At 47.2% G+C, this 22033-nt stretch carries 18 protein-coding genes; 11 read left to right on the top strand and 7 right to left on the bottom strand.

Annotation, left to right across the window (positions count from 1 at the left end):
• Window positions 1-402: 402 nt before the first annotated feature.
• Window positions 403-669 carry a hypothetical protein gene (locus tag K6T99_03050; GenBank protein ID MCL6518784.1) on the bottom strand — a complete coding sequence of 89 codons (267 nt, stop codon included), beginning with the start codon at window positions 667-669 and terminating at the stop codon, window positions 403-405.
• Between K6T99_03050 and K6T99_03045 the strand changes: the two genes are divergently transcribed.
• From K6T99_03045 to K6T99_03035, 3 genes are read left to right on the top strand one after another with little or no spacing between them, the layout of a single operon-like run.
• On the top strand, window positions 565-1458 hold the full coding sequence (locus K6T99_03045; protein MCL6518783.1) for a hypothetical protein: 894 nt from the start codon (window positions 565-567) through the stop codon (window positions 1456-1458). The two genes, K6T99_03050 and K6T99_03045, sit on opposite strands and share 105 nt — an antisense overlap.
• Window positions 1458-2168 (top strand): hypothetical protein, encoded by a 711-nt coding sequence (locus K6T99_03040; protein ID MCL6518782.1) that lies wholly within the window; start codon window positions 1458-1460, stop codon window positions 2166-2168. Before K6T99_03045 ends, K6T99_03040 begins: the two co-directional genes overlap by 1 nt.
• The gene (locus K6T99_03035) at window positions 2165-4036 is read left to right on the top strand and encodes a NapC/NirT family cytochrome c (GenBank protein MCL6518781.1); all 1872 of its coding nucleotides are present in this window, start codon (window positions 2165-2167) and stop codon (window positions 4034-4036) included. Before K6T99_03040 ends, K6T99_03035 begins: the two co-directional genes overlap by 4 nt.
• Window positions 4037-4039: 3 nt before the next feature.
• On the opposite strand, the gene K6T99_03030 is transcribed toward K6T99_03035, so the two are convergent.
• Entirely contained in the window at window positions 4040-4888 is an 849-nt protein-coding gene (locus K6T99_03030) for a Gfo/Idh/MocA family oxidoreductase (GenBank protein ID MCL6518780.1), read from the bottom strand.
• 70 nt (window positions 4889-4958) lie between these two features.
• Complete coding sequence (locus K6T99_03025) at window positions 4959-5681, bottom strand: prolyl oligopeptidase family serine peptidase (protein MCL6518779.1); 723 nt, start codon at window positions 5679-5681, stop codon at window positions 4959-4961.
• Window positions 5682-5847: 166 nt separating this feature from the next.
• Between K6T99_03025 and K6T99_03020 the strand changes: the two genes are divergently transcribed.
• The 4 genes from K6T99_03020 to K6T99_03005 all read left to right on the top strand — a co-directional run bounded on the left by K6T99_03020 (window position 5848) and on the right by K6T99_03005 (window position 10251).
• On the top strand, window positions 5848-7179 hold the full coding sequence (locus K6T99_03020; protein ID MCL6518778.1) for a glycosyltransferase: 1332 nt from the start codon (window positions 5848-5850) through the stop codon (window positions 7177-7179).
• Window positions 7180-7198: 19 nt separating this feature from the next.
• Window positions 7199-7882: a hypothetical protein gene (locus K6T99_03015; GenBank protein MCL6518777.1), complete on the top strand. Its 684-nt coding sequence runs from the start codon at window positions 7199-7201 to the stop codon at window positions 7880-7882.
• A gap of 35 nt (window positions 7883-7917) precedes the next feature.
• The gene (locus K6T99_03010; protein MCL6518776.1) at window positions 7918-8751 is read left to right on the top strand and encodes a tetratricopeptide repeat protein; all 834 of its coding nucleotides are present in this window, start codon (window positions 7918-7920) and stop codon (window positions 8749-8751) included.
• A 177-nt stretch (window positions 8752-8928) separates the two neighbouring features.
• A complete protein-coding gene (locus K6T99_03005; protein MCL6518775.1) occupies window positions 8929-10251 on the top strand; it encodes an HD domain-containing protein in 1323 nt (440 codons plus the stop codon).
• A 3-nt stretch (window positions 10252-10254) separates the two neighbouring features.
• Here the strand turns inward: K6T99_03005 and K6T99_03000 are convergent, their stop codons facing one another.
• From K6T99_03000 to K6T99_02990, 3 genes are all read right to left on the bottom strand, one after another.
• Window positions 10255-12801: a hypothetical protein gene (locus K6T99_03000; GenBank protein MCL6518774.1), complete on the bottom strand. Its 2547-nt coding sequence runs from the start codon at window positions 12799-12801 to the stop codon at window positions 10255-10257.
• Between the two features lie 88 nt (window positions 12802-12889).
• Complete coding sequence (locus tag K6T99_02995; GenBank protein ID MCL6518773.1) at window positions 12890-13903, bottom strand: hypothetical protein; 1014 nt, start codon at window positions 13901-13903, stop codon at window positions 12890-12892.
• Between the two features lie 166 nt (window positions 13904-14069).
• Window positions 14070-14708, bottom strand: coding sequence for a hypothetical protein (locus tag K6T99_02990; protein MCL6518772.1), 639 nt, complete (start codon window positions 14706-14708; stop codon window positions 14070-14072).
• A 376-nt stretch (window positions 14709-15084) separates the two neighbouring features.
• On the opposite strand from K6T99_02990, the gene K6T99_02985 reads away from it, so the two are divergent.
• Both K6T99_02985 and K6T99_02980 read left to right on the top strand, forming a co-directional pair.
• Window positions 15085-15693: a biotin transporter BioY gene (locus K6T99_02985; protein MCL6518771.1), complete on the top strand. Its 609-nt coding sequence runs from the start codon at window positions 15085-15087 to the stop codon at window positions 15691-15693.
• Between the two features lie 292 nt (window positions 15694-15985).
• On the top strand, window positions 15986-17404 hold the full coding sequence (locus tag K6T99_02980; GenBank protein MCL6518770.1) for a family 10 glycosylhydrolase: 1419 nt from the start codon (window positions 15986-15988) through the stop codon (window positions 17402-17404).
• Here K6T99_02980 and K6T99_02975 read toward each other — a convergent pair.
• Window positions 17401-18546 carry a hypothetical protein gene (locus K6T99_02975; protein MCL6518769.1) on the bottom strand — a complete coding sequence of 382 codons (1146 nt, stop codon included), beginning with the start codon at window positions 18544-18546 and terminating at the stop codon, window positions 17401-17403. The two genes, K6T99_02980 and K6T99_02975, sit on opposite strands and share 4 nt — an antisense overlap.
• 234 nt (window positions 18547-18780) lie before the next feature.
• On the opposite strand from K6T99_02975, the gene K6T99_02970 reads away from it, so the two are divergent.
• Together K6T99_02970 and K6T99_02965 are read left to right on the top strand one after the other, a co-directional pair.
• The gene (locus K6T99_02970) at window positions 18781-19515 is read left to right on the top strand and encodes an SPOR domain-containing protein (protein ID MCL6518768.1); all 735 of its coding nucleotides are present in this window, start codon (window positions 18781-18783) and stop codon (window positions 19513-19515) included.
• Window positions 19516-19635: 120 nt separating this feature from the next.
• Window positions 19636-21915: a heavy metal translocating P-type ATPase gene (locus K6T99_02965; protein MCL6518767.1), complete on the top strand. Its 2280-nt coding sequence runs from the start codon at window positions 19636-19638 to the stop codon at window positions 21913-21915.
• Window positions 21916-22033: the final 118 nt, after the last annotated feature.

Below are 22033 nucleotides of genomic sequence, written 5' to 3'. Positions count from 1 at the left end.
TTTTGATAAAAAATTTTTCATTTAAATTATCGGAATTTCCTTAATAGTTTTCAGTACTTTCGATTCCCAACACATAGGTTAATCGCATGTCTTCCCAATTTATCTCTCGTTATGATATACTAAAAGCGCCAACTGAGATTGTCGTATCAAAATCCAATGGAAAAACACTCTATAATTTTGAATACCATAGCACCACCGCTCGGTTTTCTCGTTTTCTTGGCTTTGTTTCCTTTTTTTCTTCCGGGAGTCGCACTTGCAGACAACTCTCAATGCCTTATATGCCACAGCGCCCAGAGTTTGAGCAAAACCTCTGAAGGAAAGCGAGTCTCACTATACGTTGACACAGAAATTTTATCCAAATCGTCTCATAATGCCTTGATGTGCACAGACTGCCACACCGATTTACTTGGCGCAGAATTGCCTCATCGTCCAAATGTTGCCCCCGTTATGTGTACCCGATGTCATGGCAAGAGAAGTGCCGATGGGGATAGAGATATCATACTCATGCGCCAATTTGCTTCCAGTGTCCACGCACAAACTGCCCGGCGAGGGAACAAAAAAATAGTGCTTTGTAAAGATTGCCACGGGACCCACGACATCAGACCAGCCCGTGATCCGCGATCCATGGTCTCGCGTGCCAATATAGTCGTCACCTGCGGCAAGTGCCACTCTGACGCAGCCACCGCCGTTAGATACAACCTAACTAATGTAAAAAAAATTAAGTTGTATACGAGGAGCGTCCACTGCAAGCTAAACAAGTCAAACGGCCCTCTACCTGCTGCAGTTTGCACCGATTGCCATGGGACGCACGAAATTCTTGCGCCTGAAAACCCCAGGTCACTGGTCAACAAAGCTAACATATCTAAAACATGCGGGGGATGTCATAGAAAGCAGCTAATAACTTACCAGAAAAGCATTCACGGTGAAGCAATCATGAGTGGCATATTAGATGCGGCGGCATGTAGCGATTGCCACGGGACCCACTTAATACTTTCGAGCTACAATCCCGCTTCTACGGTTTACCCTATCAACGTGCGAATGACCTGTTCTAAATGCCATGAGAACCCAATGATTCAAGAAAAATACAAAATTCCTGCAAACAGGCTAGCATCATATAACATAAGCTATCATGGCATCGCAAATAGATATGGCAATATATTAGCGGCAAATTGTGCTTCTTGCCATGGGTCCCATGACATCAAACCCTCAAGAGACTCTAGGTCGGCAACAAATAAGAAGAACCTACCCAAAGTATGCGGCAAGTGCCACCAAACCAATGCTCAGAACTTTGCTAAGGGCAGTGTTCATTTAGAACCCTCGCCCAAAAAGGACATAGTGGTTTTCTGGGTTGGCATAGCATATCGAGTGTTTGTCTCTCTAATAATGCTTGCTTTTTGTGGTTACATTACGCTTGATCTACTGGCGCACTTAAGGAACAAGAAGAGAGGTAACGGATAATGGGGCTTGCAGAAAAAAGACAAGCTGAAAAAACACGATACTTCGAGCGGTTCTCTTTAAATCGAAGAATTCAGCACATTGTGCTTATGTTTAGCTTCACTCTGCTTGTTATTACAGGTCTGCCGGTGCGCTATTCAGATTCGCAAATTTCTGCCACGGTAATCCAAATAATGGGTGGATTTACAGCGCGGGCAATACTACACCGTGTTGGCGCAATAATCTTAATATGCCTAGCCGTTTACCACGTTATCCACACTGCATTAACCCATGAGGGACGCAATGAGTTCAGAGCACTTCTTCCAAGATGGAAAGACTTCACAGACCTTTTTCATATGCTTAAGTACTTCTTCGCTCTCGCTAAAAGTAAGCCAAAGTTCGACCGATACAATTACATCGAAAAATTCGAGTATTTCGCAGTTAGCTGGGGCTCTGTAGTGATGATTCTAACTGGCTTTATACTCTGGTTTGAAGACAAATCAATAAACATTCTTCCGCTTTGGGCACTTGACGTTGCAAGAGCAGTACACAGTTGGGAGGCATTGCTTGCGTTCCTAACCATCCTTATTTGGCATATGTACCATGTGCATCTCAAACCAGGACATTTTCCTATGGACAGAGTCTGGATTGACGGCAAAATATCCGAGGACAAAATCAAGCACAATCATCCGCTTGAATACGAGCGCATAGTTAACCAGGCAGAAAAAGAATGAGAATGCAATCATCGCAAAGTGAAGAAGGGCGCGGAATTATTCGCCGCTGGTTAACTTCGAAAATTACCATACCCATTTGCCGATGGGTTGTGAGCTGGTGGCTACTCCTCGCCTTTGCGGCTCCTGTTTTGATTGGCGTTACAGGCAGCGTTGTATACTCAAAAAGGCCAATTTTCTGCACTGCATGCCACGAGATGCGCTTTGCCATCCAAACCTGGCGCGTGTCTTCCCATAAACATGTCCCCTGTGAGCAATGCCACGTCATGCCAAGCATTGGTAGCATGATACGTGCTAAGAGGGGCGACGGTAAAAAGTTTCTATACGAAACTGAGCTTGGTGATGAATCAAAGAACATCCAAACCAATATCTTGAACGCCAATTGTGAGAAATGTCACACCAATACAGCGGATACAATAGTCCACCGTAACCTCAAGATTACCCACAGAAGACACCTAGAAAGAGGCATCGAGTGCACATTTTGCCATGACAATATCGTCCACGATCCAGATGCAACTACAAAGGATATTCTTAAGAATGCCCTTAAGAATATCCTCAAAATGACCGTCTGTTTCGATTGCCACGATGGCAGAAAAGCAAGCAATTCCTGCAACCTATGTCATGAGACATTCAGGTCAAAGCAAACAGATAAGTTTTCATCTGAATGGATAACAACACACAAGCAAGCGATTGCCAAGCATAACGCCTACCTCAAAAGGTACCACAACGAAGAGTTCTGCAAGAATTGTCATCGCTTTGCAACCGCGAGCAAGATATCAACAGAACTCTCTTCCGACAAACATAAGCAACCGGCTCACCCCTTGGGTTGGATTAAAACCCATCCAGAATTAGCAAAGAAGAATCCCAGAAACTGCGTAAACTGCCATAAGGAAAGATTCTGTATTGCATGTCATCAAGCAAAGATCCCCGCGTCGCATAAGGATTCAAATTGGACTTGTATTCACGGTCGGCAAATCACCCAAAATGCAGAAAGCTGTCTGGCTTGTCACAAATCCGCCTTTTGTCTGAGATGCCATGAAACAAAGCTCCCGACTTCGCACGATTCAAGCTGGGTCAAGCGACATCCAACACAGGCAAACATAGGCAGAAAGACGTGTGAAACATGCCATACGAAAGATTACTGCAGGAGTTGTCATGGCCTTGACATGCCACATCCACAAAACTGGCGAACCAGACATACGTCTGCCGCATTCAGAAGCAAACAGACCTGCCAGCGCTGCCACCAAGATGACTTCTGCACCTCATGTCATCGCAACAGTCGCCCAAAAAGCCATACTTTAGATTGGGTCAAGATGCATGGATCTAGTGCCAGCAATCGGTCGGCTTGTTATGGCTGTCATGACGAGCGATTCTGTGAGTCATGCCATACCACCACTATGCCTGCTTCACACAAGGGTAACTGGCTAAAGGCCCACGGCAAAACTGCACTGAAAAACACTAAATCCTGTTTAGCCTGCCACAGAACTCAAAGTTGCTCTGATTGCCACAAAGTTGAGATGCCACACAAGCCAAGCTGGTTGATGGGGCATAAGGATTCAGCAAAGTCCGAGTCAACAGCATGCCTCCGCTGTCATGATTCCTCTGATTGCGCTAAGTGCCACAGCGCAGCTCCCGCATCCCATGCGGGCGAATTTAAGAAAAAACATTCCGAGCAAGGAAAGGCTTCGCCCGGACTTTGCGACCTGTGCCATGGTAAGGATTCATGCCAGAAGTGCCATGGGGTAGAGATGCCGCATCCGTCCAACTTTATTATGGAGCACAAGAAACACGGCGCCAGCCTTGCTCAAGGCTCTCCGTGCTTCAAATGCCATGAGGAGAAATACTGCCGAATGTGCCATTCCTCAAATTGATTGCTAAGTCTCAACCCACAATCCGCCACCAGCTAGAGACTGGTCTGCATATTCGAGAACCGCGACCAGCTCCATGGCAAGCTCACCAGGAAATGGTGGAACACTGGTCTGAAAGAATTCAATTACCTTCTTCAAAAGGTTCGCATAAAAGCCGTCATAATCTTGAATCGTTGTATAAAGGTATTTTTCCCGGTTAAGTCGGATGCCAAGGGTCCACGGAAAAATCTGCCACATATCGCTCGACCATCGGACTGTCACAAAAGCCTTTCTTCCCCCGCCATAGTCAAGAGTTACCACACGGCTGGACTCCGTGCCGGTGTCTATCAGCCGCTTAATGCCCGGCCCCATGACTCGCAGTGCCATCGAAAGCGTATGGAGCCCGTAGTTCTTCCACTCGCCCATGCCGGTAACAAAGACTTCCGCAGGTGGCTCACCTATCTGATTAAGCAAATCCTCAAGCTCGACCGCAAAAGCAAGGGCTGAACTCGATGTAACTGGTGTATTATGCTTTCTTGCAAGCTCAACAATTTCTTTGGCCTCAGAAACTTTAAAAGCAAGTGCCTTATCAATTGCAGTAGGTTTCCCATAAGGGAGAACCTCTCTCGCTAATTTTAAATGGTCATCTATATTGTCGGGGGCTAAGATGAACACCGCATCAGACTTCTGACATACTTCGGCAATGCTCCCCGCCCTTTGGACGCTGTTCTTTTCGCACCAATCGCCATCCATTGGGTCCGATTCCCACGCTATGGCAATCTCTGCTCCCAAATCTGATAGCGGCCCGCGAATCAACGAAAGAAACTTGTCCGCATGATAGTTGTTTAGATGATGATCAACAAATCCTATGCGCATTGAAACCTCCTCAGCAGAATAATTGTAGCCTGTCAATCTCGGCAACGTCATCTACAAGACTTACATCCACCTACTTAGCCTTTTCATGCTCGAGAAACCATGCGCCAAGGTTTTCCTCTCGGTAAGCCTTGTCCCACGAATTGTGGCCGACGCCAGGATAAATGGTCAGCTTCGGCGAGCCACCCGCCTCCTTTATCCATTTCTCCATCTCATATGCCTTCTCCACCGGTACGACTTGGTCAGCATCGCCGTGGAAAATCCACACAGGAAGCATAGCAACCTTATCGGCAAGCGACTTTTCTCCATACCCGCATACCGGCGCAATCGCGGCAAAGAGATCTGGATGGCGAGCAGCGATTGCCCATGTCCCATGACCACCTTGCGAAAGCCCCGTAAGGTAGAGCCTTGACTTATCAATCTTATATTCAAGGCAGGTTTTCTCCAAAATTGAAAGAACCATTGCCTCCTCATCTTCCCACTGTGTCTCCGGCGACTGCTTTTGTGGAAACATGACAATAAATGGCCACTTTTCCGCGTCCAACATAATAGCCGAGCCAAAGTGGAAAACCTGCCTCCATCCATCGGAACCGCACTCACCTTTACCATTTAGGAATATAATCGCGGGCGATGCTTTCTTCCCATCATAGCATAAAGGGACGTAGACAACATATTTATAGTCCTTCCCTCCAACAGAAACCGTCTTAATAAGAAATCCCTTCGAAATCTCAGCGTTGGCAACGCCTGCAAAAAGCAAAGCTGCACATATACTTAAAATCAATACCATGTGTATCAATCGAATCACCTCCAAAAATATTTGCTGACTGTATCTTAGCAAATTACCTCTCGGAATGGAAATGGATGCCCTCTAAAGCCCTCAACCCCAATTTCCGATAATAAAAAGTGTCTTGTGATTGCCCCAATTTTATGGAATAAACTATTTTCCTTAAGGAGAGCAAAAAATGAAGATTCTCCACGTCACTTGGGGTCAACCTCCCGACCATCTCACCCTGGGACCTGTGGCATACACTCAGGAATTGTGCGACCAGCTCTCTATCGCCGGCCATTCCAGCTCAATCCTAGCAGCATGCCCTAGGCATGTTGAAGGGGGATTGGGGTTCGCCGTTTTTCGTCACAATTACAAGGGTTTAGATATCTATGGGGTTACCAACCGTCATGTGGAATTCGCAGATTTAAACCATCCATTGCGCGAAATGCAAAACACCGAAAGCGAGATAGTGCTTTGCTGGACGGTTAACCAGAAGCACCCGGACATTATCCACTTCCACAATCTAGCCGGGCTTTCGGCTTCTCTTTTGCAAACCGCCTATGAAATGGGAATTCCTTTTGTTGTAACTTTGCATAACTACTGGTTCATTTGCCCAAGACACGATCTCCTTGATAGACACAATAGGGTGTGCTCAGGCCCCGGAGACGGCACCAAGTGCGCGGAGTGCATCCCACCAATAGAAGGCGAACCTGATGTGAAGGACAGGGCTCTTGCCTACGCAGCCCGCTATCGAAACATTATTCGATGGCTTAACAAAGCTAATGCAATAATAGCAGTCTCAAACTATGTGCGCAACCTTTATGTGGAGCATGGAATAGCCCCAGAGCGAATAATTACAATTACTCCAGCAGCGGGAACAGCTGAACAACTCTGGGCAACAAAAGACAAGTTTCTGCGGCAGCAGAGCGAAAAGATTACGTTTGGTTTCCTTGGAACCATTATTTTCAGAAAAGGCGTTCACTTACTGCTTGATGCCGCCGAAATACTTCACGACGTCCGAGACAAGTTTGAGATAAGCATTCACGGCTCAATTGCCGACCATAATTACGCGCGCGAAATTGAACGCCGCCTCCGAGAGGATAACAGGTTCCTACCCAAAGTGGAATTTGCAGGTTATTACAAGCCCAACCTATTGTCACACATCCTTGGCAACATGTCCGCCTGCGTGGTGCCTCCTTTATGGCACGAACCCGCCCCTCGAACCGTCATGGAGGCTCTTGGCGCAGGCGTGCCAGTAGTTGGCGCGCGCGCAGGAGGAATACCCGAATGGATCAAACACGGCAAAAATGGCTTTCTTTTTGAAATGGGAAACACTCGGGGATTAGCTTCGCACTTGCGATATCTAATTGAAAATCCGCAAACGCTAAACATGCTTAGGTCTAACATTGCACCGCCTAAACCCATGGCTCGCCATGCTGAGGAGATAATTGCCATCTACAAATCCGTGATGGCGCGCCACAAAAAATCAGCAACCAATGGCAAGAAAATGCGCAAGGCGGCATAAACATTTGAGGTGAACTAGGGTGCAACAAAAGAATGCAATAATCTATTGCACAAACATAACCTGGAACTTAGGGATTGCAATACCTGCGTGTTTGAATTGGTTTGATGGCCGTCCAATCATCCACCATCAACTAGACACGCTCGACGACTATGATAATGTGGTAGTTGTGGCAGGATTCAAAGCAGCCCAGATCATGCAGGCTGTCCTTGCGCGACGAGAAGACGCCATATTCGCTGTCAGCCACGATTTTGAAACTGCAACCGAAATGGACATGCTAAGGCTAGGTGCTGTTGCCCTCGACAAACCGTTCATTTCCCTAGACGGCAGCTTGCCCCTCACAAAGGAAGCCTTAAGGCTGATTGAAACTGCTCCCTGCCCATCTGTAGGCATTAGAAAAGTCCGTTCATTAGAGCCAATATGCGTTGAACTGCAAATAGATGGGTTGCAGAAAATTGCAACGGGTTTTACTAAAGAGTTGAGAACTCACGAGTTGGCAGGCATAGCTAAGCTGCATCCCCAGCATGTAATGGAGGCAGTTGGTGCCGACTATATTTACCAAGCAATCAAGCCTCTCCTGCCAGTACCAGCCATAGAAATAGACTCAATAGCAGTAATGACCAGCCTCAACCATGAAAGCGCAGAATCTAGAATTGGCAGGAATGCATTGGGAGCCGCTCTCTTAAGAAGCCTGGCAGGTGCATAGAGAAATTTACGATTATGATTTGAGGTGAGCGCTGGATGGGCAAAGTCGCAAGAAAAAAAGTTCCAGCTAGAAATAAAAAAAGTGAATCCTGTGGCTGCGGAGTGGATTACCATTATGATCCAGGATGGACCACCGCATCTGAACAAGATGAAATAGTCGAACCAGAGAAAACAAACTCCATGACCCCAAATCGCGCTCAGAAGCACGAAATCTTGAAAAGAGTATATGTGCGCCTTGGACATATTGAGCGCGCGAAGGAACAGCTGACAGAAATTCTTCGCCTCCGCCCTAATGATATCCGCGTGATTACCGAGATTGGCGACATCGAATACAGCCAAGCAAAATACCCGGAGGCCAAAGAGAGATACTCTGCCGTTCTTGAAATGGGCCATGACAATGCCGAAATCAGATACAGATTGGGGATATGTGTAAAGAATTTGGGCGATTTCGAAACAGCGGAGAAGCATTTTCGCTGGGCAATCGAACTGCGGCCAACTTACCTCGATGCCTACGTCGAACTCGGGCGACTCTACGGCGAACGAAATCAGCTGACCAATGCACTACAGTGCTTCGCCAAAGCTGTCGAGATGGACCCAACTTATGCAGATGCTTATTTTGCAGCAGCTAGAATGCTTGCAACTTCGGGCAGGTACAAAGATGCCATTGACGTGTACCGCGCAGGTCTTTCCTATAGCCCAAGAAACGCCCCAGTATTCGTCGAGCTTGGGAATTGTTACATAGAGATTGGTGCCTATGAGCTAGCAAAAATGGCTTTCCGGCAAGCACTTGCAATACGCCCAGATTTCGATGAGGCAGAGGAGGGCATTTATTTTATCGAAGAACTTTCTACTAAGCGAAAGGCAGCATAATAAATACTAAGCTCCTCTCGGATTGGTGTAACCCATAAAATCAATACCTCTCTCAAACCCCGTATTTCTACCTGTTTTATAAAGAAGCTGTAATTTAAATGCTTGAAAGACTACTTTCTTTACTATTTTTTCCGAAAATTCTAAAAGGGACAAAAAGCTTATTGGAGGAGAGTCCGAATGGTACCGATGTCCGGCTTTAATTTTGCAATCACATGTTCGCCTACTTTCAGCTCAAAAGAAGCGGCCATTGCTTATCAAAACTCTCTCACTGGCGATTGTTCAAGGCTTTTCTCAGATATAATAGCCGCAATGTCTTATGTTCTTGATTTACAAGAAGATCCGCGGCTGTATCACGCATGGCGCGTTGCCGCAGTAGCAACTGCAATGGCCGAGCAGATGGTTCCCGGGCAAGCTTCGGATATCTTTTTTGCAGCTCTCCTCCATGATGTAGGCTGCATGGGAGCATTCCCCCATATAGTTCGCTTTCCAACACTTTATAGCCAACTATCTAGACCAGAGATAGTCACCCATCCAGAACGCGGCGGCGAAATAGTTCGAGGCATCCCAGGACTCGAAAAATCCGCTGACTTCGTAGTAGATCACCATGAATGGTTTAGCGGAGCGGGCTATCCCAAGCACAAAAAGGAAGAAGAGATAGCCCTGGGAGCGCAGCTCATTCGGATCGCCGACAGCGCCGATGTAAGCAGGCGCTTCAAGCCCGAAGCATCGTTAGCTGAGACCCTCGAAATCGCTAGAATTGTTGGAGGCATGGAGGTATCCCTGGAAGTAGCCGACGCCTTCAAAATGGTTCTCTCCAATGAAGATTTCTACCACGACTTGGTGGATGAGGATAGACTATTCAGGCTAATCCAAAGGTTCGAGCTGGATGTCGGAACGCCGGTATTCCAACCCAACAGCGATTTACTGGGCACAGTCCTGACGGTGTTTGCACGTGTAATTGACAGCAAACATGGCTTTATGTCTGGCCATTCCGAGCGCGTCTCTAAATACAGCGTTGACCTTGCAACAGCTCTAGGAATTCCGCACAACGAGGTTACAAAACTTCGGTTTGCCGGATTGATTCATGATGTCGGCAAGGTAGCAGTCCCAAGCTCAATAATAGATAAGCCTGGTCCACTTGGTCAAAGTGAAATCTTGCAAGTCAGGCATCATCCGGTGCTGACAATGGATATCATACGAAACATAGCTCACCTTTCTGAGCTAGCTTGGATTGCTGGCCATCACCACGAGCGCTGGGACGGCACCGGCTATCCCGACGGCCTGGCCGGTGAGGAGATTCCCTTGCTTTCCAGGATTATGGCTGTCGCTGATGCATTTGACGCAATCACTTCACCTCGGTCATACAAGGAAACGAAAACGCCGCGAGAAGCGCTGAGGATACTCCACGAAGCCTCCGGTACGCAGTTTGACCCACAAGTAGTAGATGCCGCTCACGCAGTATGGGGCTCCTGGGAGTTACAAGCTCTTAGAGCTGCGTGATAACTATTGAAGTTCAAACTCAATGTTTTCCAATGAATTTGCCGCTGATATAGTGATGGCAAGAGGCATAGTCTTAGAGTCATTTACTACCATTCGGACAATGCGCTTCTCGCCTGGTGGAATGTCAAAAAAATTGTCGCTAAGCTTCGCGCCAACATCAGAAACCCTCACGCTTACCAGCCGACCATAGAGTGCTGACGAAATTATAAAATCGGCCACCAACCTATTGCCTAATTTAGCAATGTTGCCCATTTGAACGGATAAGCGTGTTTCCGGCCACTCAATATCTCTAAATTCTGCCGGAAAGTAGAAGTTTTCTGACGCTATCCGCCCACCTACCAGCAGCTGCGCTTGCGCAAAACATGTGCGAGGATTTTCCATCAAGGGATGAGGTAGTCGCATGTCCCATACCATGCGCGAAGAGTTCGCTGGAAGCTTTACTGGAAGAATGCGTGTCCAAGAGATACCTCCACTAAACCTTTGGCAGCGGAGTAGCAATCTGCCCGTGCGTTCCTTCAATTCATCGTTTATAAGCCAGACTCCCACCCTGCCATCGCCCATGTCTTGAAGTGCGACTAACAAATTCGCAAAAGCGCGACGAACAAAATAGTATGCAATCTTGGGGTTAAGATAGTAATCAACAACAGCATCCGAAAATTGCGGCCAATTGTCATATAGGTTCCAATATAATAAACCGCCGCAGGAAAATTTCCTGCGGCGGTAGTGCTCTATCCACTCTTTATATGCAAGTGCCTGGATTAGCTGAGTCAAAAACGCATATCCCTCCAAGCTTTCAGGACGCTCGAATCCAAAGTTTTGTATTGCTCTGTCGAGCGCCTCTCTACGGTGCGGGTCAAATTGCTCAAGCGTGCCGAAATGGAAATCCCATAATTTGTTCTCAGGCGGCCACAAGCTTTCTTGAGGCATAAATTTGCACACAGATTCTGGCCAAGGAATCGAGAGATGCCCAATCTCGCTAACAAAACGACTCTCATCTTGAGAATAAACCACATCTTTATACGATAATCCATGCTGCCAAATATGGTTGTCGCCCTCAAGTTGACTCATTGGGTTGGGATCGCCAAAAGGGCTGCAAGGACTGCTCCAAATATATGGCCTTGTCGGATCTAGTCGCGTGCAAACATCTGGCAAGACACTCCTGTTGATTGGATTCTTAGTTATGTCCATTCCTTGGCCGCAGGTTGTAGCATCCACTTCGTTGTCGCCACACCAGATAACAATTGAAGGATGATTTCTAAGGCTGGTTACAACTTTCTCGGCCTCATATTTCACTTCCGAAAGGAACTCCTCATCATGAGGATAGCCAGCGCAGCTAAACATGAAATCCTGCCAAACCATAATTCCTCGCTCGTCACACAAGCGATAGAAATAAGGATCCTCATAGATGCCGCCGCCCCAGATACGGAACATGTTGATATTCTCAGCCACCGCCATATCTATAAGCTTTCGGTATTTTCTGCGGTCCATTCGGGCGAATATTGCATCGCCAGGAATCCAGTTGGTCCCCTTGGCATAGACCTTCTGCCCATTAATAGAAAAGATAAAGCTGTGGCAGCCATCCTCCTGCAGCTCTTGAATAAGCTCGACCGAACGTATACCAAACACAACCTTGCGCTTTTCCCCAACGCCGAAATCTGGGATGGCTTCAACCGAAAGCAAATAGAGGTTTGGCCGACCAACGTTCCACGGCCACCAAAGTTTTGGGTCATTAATAGGCAATTCAGCAATCACAGTTGCAGTCTCACCTGCAATCTTATACGGAAGCGATAGTTCGGAAGAATCCCTCCAATTCCTCACTATTATCTTAAGCGTTCCAGATTTCGCCCGAGTACCATTTCGGCGCAAGGTAATCTCTAGGTTGACTACTGCATGCTCTAAGGTTTTTAAAGCAGTGCGAACACATACATCTTCGATTGCTACATCGCCTCTTTTTGAGAGATACACCGGCCGCCAAATACCCGTGGTTACAATTCGAGGCGCGATATCCCAACCATACGACATCTGAGCCTTCCGCGCATAAAGCCTCTCATGAGTCTCAAAGGCAGCAATCATTCCCTCAGTTGACTTACTCTTGACGGCTTCTAAGGGAGAGGACAGGCGCACCGCAACCAAATTCTGCTTCCCATACTCCAGCAGGTCCGAGACATCAAAAGAACAAGGCACAAACATATTCCGGTGGCTTCCCACCAGTTGTCCATTTACCCACACAGTGGCGAACGTATCCAAACCACCAAACTGGAGCTCAATCCTGCAGCCTTCCATAGCTTTGGGAATAAAAAAGGAGCGGCGGTACCACCACTCCTTTTCTTCTGTCCACTTGCAATCCAGATAGTTCAGACCGTAGAAGGGATCTTTAATCTTCCCAGCTCGCATTAGATCAAGATGGATGTCGCCGGGGACTACAGCTTCAAGCCATTGTTTAGTATCGCAACCTTGATGATGCGCGCCAGCTTTTTCACCCATGCCTTCTTCAAACCAAGCTAGCGACCATCTTCCATTTAGACTAATCGTTTTATTGCCATTACCCATATTTTAAAGCCTGTCAGGATAATTCAATCGGCAAAACCAAAATATGATTAAAAAGCATTCTTTTTTACAAATGTGAGTTTTGTATTAATTAGCTATCGTAAACACCAAACTCGCGCCAGGCCTCGAACATTGCTCGAACGTTTTCTAGCGGAACATCTGGCGCAATCTCCCCATGCCCTATAAGGCCACCATTATAGCTTCCTAAGGCTTCAAAAACCTCACGAACGTGGGCTCTAATTTCGTCTCGCGTCCCATGGGGGAGTACATGCTGACGGTCAAGGTCGGAGCGAAATGCAACCTTGCCGCCAAACTCACGAGCCAATGCCTTTAAGTCCATCACACAGTGTTGGACATTTAGCACATCTACGCCAATTTCAACCAGGTCATGCAATATTTCCCAAGTCATACCATCAGAATGAAAGTGAACGTGTTTACCTGCCGTTTTGCATGGCTCGAACATGCGCGCATAGGCTGGCTTGTAAAACTTTCGCCAGAGGTCAGGGCTGATGATAAGTGATATCTGTGTGCCCCAATCATCGCCAAAATGAAAACCGTCAACGTCCGTCATTGCCGCCTTGCGTAGATATTCCAAATGATGCTCTACAAGGCGGTCGCGTAATTTGTAAGCTTCCTCCGACCCTATCGCCAGGTCATACATCAAATTTTCATAGCCACGAAGCCACTGCATTCTCTCAAAAAGATTTATCCCGCCTAGCATAGCATAATGATCGTGAGACTCCCGAAGAGATTCTTGAAAGCTTCTGAACCAATCATCATCTGGATTCGGGGGAAACCTATAGTTGTTGAAATTACTCCAATCGGCTAATGGATGCCCAACTGGAATGCCAAGCATTCCATCGCGGTCATTTTGCCATACGACGCCCCATTCGTCGGTATTTATCCCCCTCCGGTAGCCCGCCGGGAGATTCTCAATCTGAGGAATTCCCCAACTGCCGCCGAAGTCGTCTTTGAACTCATCAAGGAGCTCAAGGAGGGGCTGGCCGTGGACGATAATCGCCGCCGGGAGAACAGCATGCAAGAGTGGAACACGGTCAGGCCCTTTAAATTCAATTGCTCGTATCACCCGCTCGCGACTATTCATGCATGCGCTCCTCAAGCTGAAATAAAAAATACACATAAACAATTAGAGGATAGCTTCGTGAAATCCTCTTGAAAAATTGGGTAAGATTGCAGAACAAAAACAAACCCTTGGTACTCAATGAAAATTGCTAGAGGATTTCCAAAACGATGTGATATCTTCAATTTAGCTATGGCAAGAGCCGGCGCAAGTCATCAATTGCAATTCCATTGTCCTTGGCGGCAAGCACAAGAATTCTCAAGCTTTTCATTGTAAGAACATCAATCTTACCAATTTGAGAGCTATATTTCTGTGCAATATCTTTACTTTGAGGGCTGCTCGCCCAGAGCACAACAATGTCGCAAGCCCGACTCCTAGCCGTATATGCACTAGACATCAAGTCCGCTGCCTGCCTAAGCTGCTCCCGCGAAACCAGAACACCTGGGACCACAAGCGCTTTGTATCTCGATGAGGCATTTTTGTTAGCCAAAGATGCATCCGAAAAGGCATCTTGGACGCGCGCAAGGTCGCCATTGTGCCTCGCTAGCTTGCTCAATTCTACAAACGCCCGTTCGTTAACTTGATCAGCCTTATGTGCAATTGCAAAAAACTCCCGCCCAAACTCTGCGAACGCCTCGCGTCGGTCCAAAACTATGCGTGGTGTTTTTAGGTTGCCATTCTGCACTTTCAATCGTGGGCCAAAAACTGAAGCCATCACCGTCAAGAAAAGAATTGCGAGAAGGGCGCCAGCAGGGGCAATGAGGCACGCTCGCCAGTTAAAGCCATTTTCCTGAATTTTATAATGCTCTGACGAGTTTTCATCTACCATCGCTTATAATACGCTCCACAAGCTTGAGATTATCACGCAACTTCATACCCATCATCCGCAGAGATTAAATTAATATCGCGAGACTGACTTTAGGTTTCTAAAAAATGTGCAATCTAAAAGCCGCAAACCAGCAGTTTTTGCAGGGCATTGCAAGCTTAATCTTTAAGTTTTCACAAATTGGCACGATTCTTGCAGGTATTTTTGCTTGGGAAAGAACAACTTTCCCCTTCCTTTCACTTTTGCCGTGCCCGGGGTGGCTAGGCTCGTGGCACGGGAGCCCGTTTGCTCCATAGCAACGGGCTTTTTTATTTGACACATCTTGAACCAACCGTTATCATAGGTGGCAGAAAACGCAAATAACTAGAGGGAGGCCTCGATGGCAAACTATTCCAGAGAAGCAGCACGTGTATTCCCAGTTACAGGCATCCATTTTCTTGCCTCTTTGTTTTTTGCAGGCGTTACGGCAATATGTGCTAACATATCCTTCCGCTTGTGGTATACGCCAGTGCCTGTCACACTTCAAGTATTTGCAGTAATCCTTTCCGGTCTCGCACTTGGCAGTCGGCTCGGCGCATTGAGTCAAATCCAATACCTTATAATGGGCTTGCTTGGGATGCCGGTATTTTCATGTGGAAATTTTGGCCTGGCAGCCTTCGCAGGGCCCACTGGCGGATATTTAATCGGATTCGCGGTCGGCGCCTATGTCTCTGGAATGGTATTCGAAAAACTCAAATCGCGGTCCAATGCCTCAGCCGTGCTAGCAGGATGCCTTGGGATTATTGTAATCTATTTATTCGGCGCCAGCTGGCTCGCTGCTTGGCTGGCATTCTTTCAAGGTGAGAATACTAGCGCCTGTATCCTGGGCGCCTGGCAGCTAGGGGTAGCACCTTTTATCGGAATTGACTTCCTTAAAGCGGTCATTGCGTCCGGTGTTGTGCTCGGCGGTCGGTTTAGTAAAGGGTCCCTCAGTACGCTTACCAAATAGCAAGATTTCGTTTATGCTGCTCGCTTTACTTTCAATTTTTTGCTCGCTTGCAGGAGAACCAACGACATTAAGAAATTTTTAATCCATCTAAACATCACCAACTTCTATTAAATGCGTGTCCAATACTTTTCTAGCTAACCTCAGGCATAAGTAGAGCGTCTAAACAGTATGATGCTAGAAATATAGCTTTTTTTTGCAGGAACGGCGCTGTGGCAAATACAACTAAATTGGTGAAGCTGAACCTTCACTAAGACTGAAAACGGAGGTGTTTCTGATAAAAATAAGAGCAATTTTGATTTGTTTATTTGCCTTGTCAACCATAGTCGGGGCAGCTAGTGGTGCGGATGAAAAACCCGAGTTTCGCGGGATGTGGATCTCTTCATACGGCAATAACATTGACCTTGGAAGCCCCGCCGCCATTGACAAACTAATCGCCGATGCCCGTGCCGCCAACCTCAATGCACTGGTGGTCCAGGTACGCAAGACTGGAGATGCATACTACAAATCCGCTTACGAACCAAGAGCAGACAACCTGCCAAAGTCAGACTTTGATCCGCTCGAATATATAATAAAGAAGGGCCACGAGGCGGGGCTAGAGATACATGCATGGATAAACACATTCAAAGTTTGGCAGGGAAACAGCCCTCCAAGCAATCCTAACCACGTTTACAACCGCCACCCAGAATGGATAAATAAAAATAAGAACGGCTCAACCTCGAAAAGCGGAAACTACGCTCTTGACCCAGGTATTCGAGAAGTCACCGACTATTTACGCGAAATCTATCTTGACGTCGTAAAGAAGTATGATGTTGATGGCATACACTTCGACTATGTGCGCTACTGGGACCCAGACTTTGGCTACACCCAGCTTGCCATAAACCGTTTTAATAAGGAAAAGGGACGCACTGGAATTCCAAAGTCAGACGACCCCGAATGGTGCCAATGGCGGCGCGACCGCGTGACCGATTTGGTAAGAGAAGTTTACGAAGGAGTTAAAAAGATTAAACCGTGGGTTAAAGTTACCGCTTCCGTCGTCTGCAGCGGTGATTGCCCACAGGATTTCAAACAAACGCGCCCATACCTGCTACTTCTGCAAGAATGGGACCGTTGGCTCCGCGAGGGCATCATAGATGCCGTAATGCCGATGAACTACAAAAGCGAGCGAGACCCAACAGAGGCAAAACAATTCCGCGATTGGATTGATGGGATGGTCAGATGGCGAAGTGGAAGACATGTATATAATGGCATCAGTATTCGCGGAACGCGCGACCTAATTACACAAATCACAGAAACTCGAAAGAGGGGCGCCGATGGCATGTGTGGTTTCGCATTTAATACAAGCCCCTACCGCCGAGAACTAGCCAATGCTCTCAGAAATGAAGTATTTAAGACGTGGGTCCCGACACCTTCGATGCCATGGAAGCCTCCCAGACCCAGCGGTGGCCCCCAGAAGCCTCCCGGGCCAAAAGAACTATTCGACAAGGCAATACAAGCAGCAAAAAACGACGCGGGTCTAGATGAGGCAATTTCACTCCTCGAACAAGCAATCCAGCTTGAACCAAACTTTGCCGAAGCCCACTTCCGCCTTGGCCGGTGCTATCTTAGAAAGGGCATGACCATCAAGGCGGTTGAGCAATTCCGCGAGACATTGGAAATCGAGGGTTCACACAAAGGTGCGCTGGAAGAGCTCAAGAAGCTCGAGCAACCTTAAGTAGTCTGCGGCCCCTGTTCGCCTATCTCCTCAGGTGGGCGGAGATGGACAGGACCTATCGGTATTGTCACCAAAGCAGGATCTGCTTGCCCGAGCATGACCATCGGATATGCCCGCAGGAATACATATGCAGGTTGCATCACGAAATTGACAGCAAACACAAATAAAAAGACAACCGGAAGCCCCAGTATTATGCCCGCAATGACCACTACTATCTTGGAAACATGAAGGCTTAAGAGCGCAAGGATAATAGCGCCAACAACAACTCCAGGAATCGCTGCCACAATCAAACCAGGTATCAAGGCAAACGATGCGGCGATGGCAGTGGCTATCGCCAAGCCTATCCTCATAAGCAAATAAAGAACCATCTGCCCCGCGTTTGAGCGCAAAATACCCCAAAATTCTCTCCAAGCCTGCAAAATTCGAATATTTTTAACGTACATCATCGCTATCACAAAATGATTCGTGAGAACCTGAACAACCACCGCTAGAATGGCGAGCGTAATAAATATCAATATACCAATCCCTATAATCCCCCAAAGGGCCGGCCCAGGCCTCCCGGAATTCCCGGTGAAAGCAACACCAGACCCAATTAAAACTCCTAATTCGAGCCCAAGGACAACTGATACCACAACAGTAAAACATACTTGCCAAAGGAAATATGAAGTGCCCAAATGTTTTAGTCGTGCCCATGGTTCACGTATAGCGCCTGAATTCCTGGCGACCTGGTCAATGTAGACAAAATTGAGCACGCAGATAACCCAAACTATCAAAATGCCAACTGCCAATAACAAAAGAAAACCCAAAATTATCCATGGCCAGTTGTCAGGAAAAAACGGTCGCAAAAGCTCGTCAAAGACTGTATCTTTCCTCCAATCTGCAGTGCTATCACTGCAATTTATTCTAATGCTGTCTTTCAATTGAGCATAAATAAAAATAGGTGAGGGCGAACGCAAGGCAGTCTCAACATCGTAATCCTTTCTCCAGTGCGAAAACGGAACATTAAAGCCCACGCCCCCTCCTCCGCCACACGCTAGCAAGAAAACAAATGTGAGTGCAAGCCACTTCTTGAACTGGAATGGGCGGAATAGCACTTCAACCATTTGGTTCCAAGCAGGACCCATTGCTTTTATAAAATCCATCCTCACGCCCCCTTAAAGGGTTACATCCCATGCCAAGACTTCAAGCAATCATTAGCAACAAAGCAATAATAATCCTTCTTGCGGTTCAAGTAGGCTTCTAATGACTAACATTCCCTTCCCACCATGCGGCGAAACAATCTTATACTACCGTGCGTAAAAAGAAATAGCCACACTTTCAATGTCGTTGACAATTCCAACGCTTGTGAATAAACTTGAGGTGCTGGAGAATTTATAATGCAAACTCCGCGAAAGTCCCATCGACAACAAAAAGGAGAAATTGACCGGCGGATAATTGCACTAGGCGTCATTGGTTTCATCGCACTTGCCGGACTCTTCATGCTCGGCTTTCTAATTATTGGTCCAAAAATCAACTCTCCGCATGAAGGAACCTTGCAGCAAGTTCCTCCCACTTCATATACACAAACTCCGCCAACACGCCAACTCGAAGAGCCCCGGCGAAACGAGCAAAAACCAGCGGTAGAAGTAGAAATTAGGGAACATCGGGAAGAGCCAAAGCCTATCACCGAGCCTAAATCTGCGGAATCAAATGCCAACGAGGATGTAAGAGTAGACGATAATGAAATTACTATGACCCTCGAGCCACAGAAAGATGTCGCGCCAATCGAGGACGAAAGAAATACAAAGGAAAATTTGACCACTCAACTTAGCGAACAGTCGAATCTTGAACGCCCTAGAGTTGCAACTGAACCAAAAGCACCTGCCGCTTCCAAAATCACTTACCGCGTCCGGGTGGGGAAATACCGCAATAAAGAAAATGCAGACCGACTAGCCACCGAGCTCCAAGAGAAAGGCTATAAAGCAAGGGTTGTCCAGATAAAAGACGGCGGGCGCACCCTCTACCATGTTCAAATTGGCAGGTACAACACTCATGAAGATGCCTTGGAGCTTGCAAACGACCTCATAGATGAAGGCTACTCGCCTACAATCACCTCCGAGCCAAAAGAATAATTGAAGGTATCAATTATCAAAAACACTACTAAAAGAATGCCACCAGCCAACCGCCCGCCATTCAACCAAGTTTTCTAACTTAAGCCTTAGGGTACAATATTGTGCGAAGGTACAAAAAAGATGAGCGAGACGAAAAAGATTACTCTACCAGTAATGGGAATGCACTGCGCTGGATGCGTCGCAAAGGTCGAAAAGGCCCTCCAAGAGCTGGATGGAGTTATAAAGGCAACCGCGAACTTCGCACTCAACACAGCAACCATCGAATATGACCCTAATAAAGCCAAACTAGAGGATATCGTTCGCAGAATAGAAGATGCCGGCTACTCGGTGCCAAAGTCGGCAATTTCAGAGGAACTAGCGGAGAGGGAGGAAATAGAACACATTTCCCATGCGGATGATATTCGAAATCTACTAATCAAAACCGTCATTTGTGCTGGCATCACGTTCCCAATCCTACTCGGGAGCTTCAGAGAATTCTTGCCACTACTGCCCAGATTGCTCGCAAACCCACACCTGCTTTGGGCGCTAGCATCTATAGTACAATTCTGGGGTGGCTGGCAATTCTACCAGGGCGCAATAACTGCCGCAAAACACAAAACCACCGACATGAACACGCTTATTGCTGTGGGGAGTTCAGCAGCCTATCTCTACAGCGTATCTGTCATCTTGTTCCCCGACTTTTTTGCAAGAGCAACCAAGGTTATGCCAGCTTTATATTTCGACACATCAGCCGTCATCGTGACCCTCATTCTATTTGGGCGGTTTCTCGAGATGCAAGCGCGGGGACGAACCTCAGAGGCTATCCGACAGTTAATTGGCCTGCAGGCGAAAACTGCTAGGGTTATCCGCGATGGCACAGAGGTTGATATCCCTATCGAGAATGTTCAAGTCGGCGACATTATTATCGTCCGCCCTGGCGAAAAGATACCTGTCGACGGCATTGTAATTGACGGCCAATCCACCGTAGATGAATCAATGATCTCTGGCGAACCAATCCCAGTAGCCAAAAAGCCCGGCGATGAGGTAATTGGGGCGACTATCAACAAAACTGGAAGCTTTCAATTCAAAGCAACCCGAGTGGGAAAAGACACTGTCCTAGCTCAGATAATCCAACTTGTAAAGCAGGCTCAAAGCTCTAAGCCGCCTATCCAGCGCCTAGCCGATGCAATCGCAAGCTATTTCGTACCCGCAGTCATTGGAGTAGCAGTCCTTACTTTTTTTGTTTGGTACTTGTTTGGCCCCCAGCCAGCATTCACACACGCGCTTTTGAATTTCATCGCTGTTTTAATTGTTGCATGCCCGTGTGCACTTGGCTTGGCGACACCAACAGCGGTTATGGTCGGGACCGGCAAGGGCGCAGAGAACGGCGTGCTGATTAGGAGCGGCGAGGCACTAGAGAAGGCATACAAGATTGATACTATTGTATTTGACAAAACAGGGACCCTTACTAAAGGCGAGCCTGTCGTAACCGATATCATTCCAGCACCTGGCTTCTTTGAGAATGAACTCCTTCGTTTGGCGGCTTCTGCAGAGAAGAACTCAGAACACCCCCTAGGCGAGGCGCTCGTTCGACTTGCAAAAGAGCGCAATATCATCATTCCAAACCCAACTGCTTTCGAAGCCATCGCAGGGTTGGGCGTCCGGGCAAATGTCGAGGGGCACAATGTCATCGTCGGCAGTCGACAACTATTTGAAGAAACAACTGCCCAAATCCCGTCAATTTCCCTTGCCAAAGAGGAAGAAGACCTTGGTTCCAAACTTGCCATGCAAGGAAAAACACTGGTTTATGTTTCAAGCGATGGAATGCCAGCTGGAATAATCGCTATTGCAGACCCACTCAAACCTTACTCGCGTGAAACCATAGACCAGCTAAAACGCTTTGGCTTGGAAGTTGCAATAATCACCGGCGATAATCACCGTACTGCAGAGGCTATTGCTAACCAACTCGGAATCGAACGCGTGATGGCTGAAGTACTGCCTGAACAGAAAGCCAATGAGATAAAGCGTCTGCAAGAAGAAGGCAGAGTTGTAGCTATGGTTGGCGATGGCATTAACGATGCACCTGCACTTGCCCAGGCCGATATAGGGATTGCCATTGGAACCGGCACAGATGTTGCAATGGAAGCCGCCGATATTACGCTAATTAGTGACGACCTCCGCGCATCAGTAACAGCGATTTTGTTAAGCCGAGCAACAATGCGGACAATTCGACAAAATCTCTTCTGGGCGTTCTTCTACAATACAATCTTAATTCCAATTGCAGCCGGAGTGCTCTATCCCATCTTCGGCATCCTCCTAAACCCAATGTGGGCCGCAGCCGCAATGGCACTCAGCTCTGTCTCTGTTGTCAGCAATTCCCTGCGACTCCGAAATTTCCAACCAGAAAAGCTTAGTCTCTAAAACGCGAATTTTAGATTTGCTTGCAACGTGAGACCTTGAATATAAAAGCTTGATACATCCAACATCTTTGAATAATCGAATTTGTATAAACTTTGGTAGGTTTTCTAGCACTTCCTCG

The sequence above is a fragment of the Armatimonadota bacterium genome (assembly GCA_023511795.1).
In the GTDB taxonomy this organism is placed as follows: Bacteria; Armatimonadota; UBA5829; order DTJY01; family DTJY01; genus JAIMAU01.
This window is presented reverse-complemented; position numbering and strand designations above follow the sequence as displayed.

Bases quoted from the DNA above. Each gene is read 5' to 3' on its own strand.
- K6T99_03040 (MCL6518782.1), top strand. From the start codon at position 1,458: ATGGGGCTTGCAGAAAAAAGACAAGCTGAAAAAACACGATACTTCGAG.
- K6T99_03035 (MCL6518781.1), top strand. From the start codon at position 2,165: ATGAGAATGCAATCATCGCAAAGTGAAGAAGGGCGCGGAATTATTCGC.
- K6T99_03030 (MCL6518780.1), bottom strand. From the start codon at position 4,888: ATGCGCATAGGATTTGTTGATCATCATCTAAACAACTATCATGCGGAC.
- K6T99_03020 (MCL6518778.1), top strand. From the start codon at position 5,848: ATGAAGATTCTCCACGTCACTTGGGGTCAACCTCCCGACCATCTCACC.
- K6T99_03010 (MCL6518776.1), top strand. From the start codon at position 7,918: ATGGGCAAAGTCGCAAGAAAAAAAGTTCCAGCTAGAAATAAAAAAAGT.
- K6T99_03005 (MCL6518775.1), top strand. From the start codon at position 8,929: ATGGTACCGATGTCCGGCTTTAATTTTGCAATCACATGTTCGCCTACT.
- K6T99_03000 (MCL6518774.1), bottom strand. From the start codon at position 12,801: ATGGGTAATGGCAATAAAACGATTAGTCTAAATGGAAGATGGTCGCTA.
- K6T99_02995 (MCL6518773.1), bottom strand. From the start codon at position 13,903: ATGAATAGTCGCGAGCGGGTGATACGAGCAATTGAATTTAAAGGGCCT.
- K6T99_02990 (MCL6518772.1), bottom strand. From the start codon at position 14,708: ATGGTAGATGAAAACTCGTCAGAGCATTATAAAATTCAGGAAAATGGC.
- K6T99_02985 (MCL6518771.1), top strand. From the start codon at position 15,085: ATGGCAAACTATTCCAGAGAAGCAGCACGTGTATTCCCAGTTACAGGC.
- K6T99_02975 (MCL6518769.1), bottom strand. From the start codon at position 18,546: ATGGATTTTATAAAAGCAATGGGTCCTGCTTGGAACCAAATGGTTGAA.
- K6T99_02970 (MCL6518768.1), top strand. From the start codon at position 18,781: ATGCAAACTCCGCGAAAGTCCCATCGACAACAAAAAGGAGAAATTGAC.
- K6T99_02965 (MCL6518767.1), top strand. From the start codon at position 19,636: ATGAGCGAGACGAAAAAGATTACTCTACCAGTAATGGGAATGCACTGC.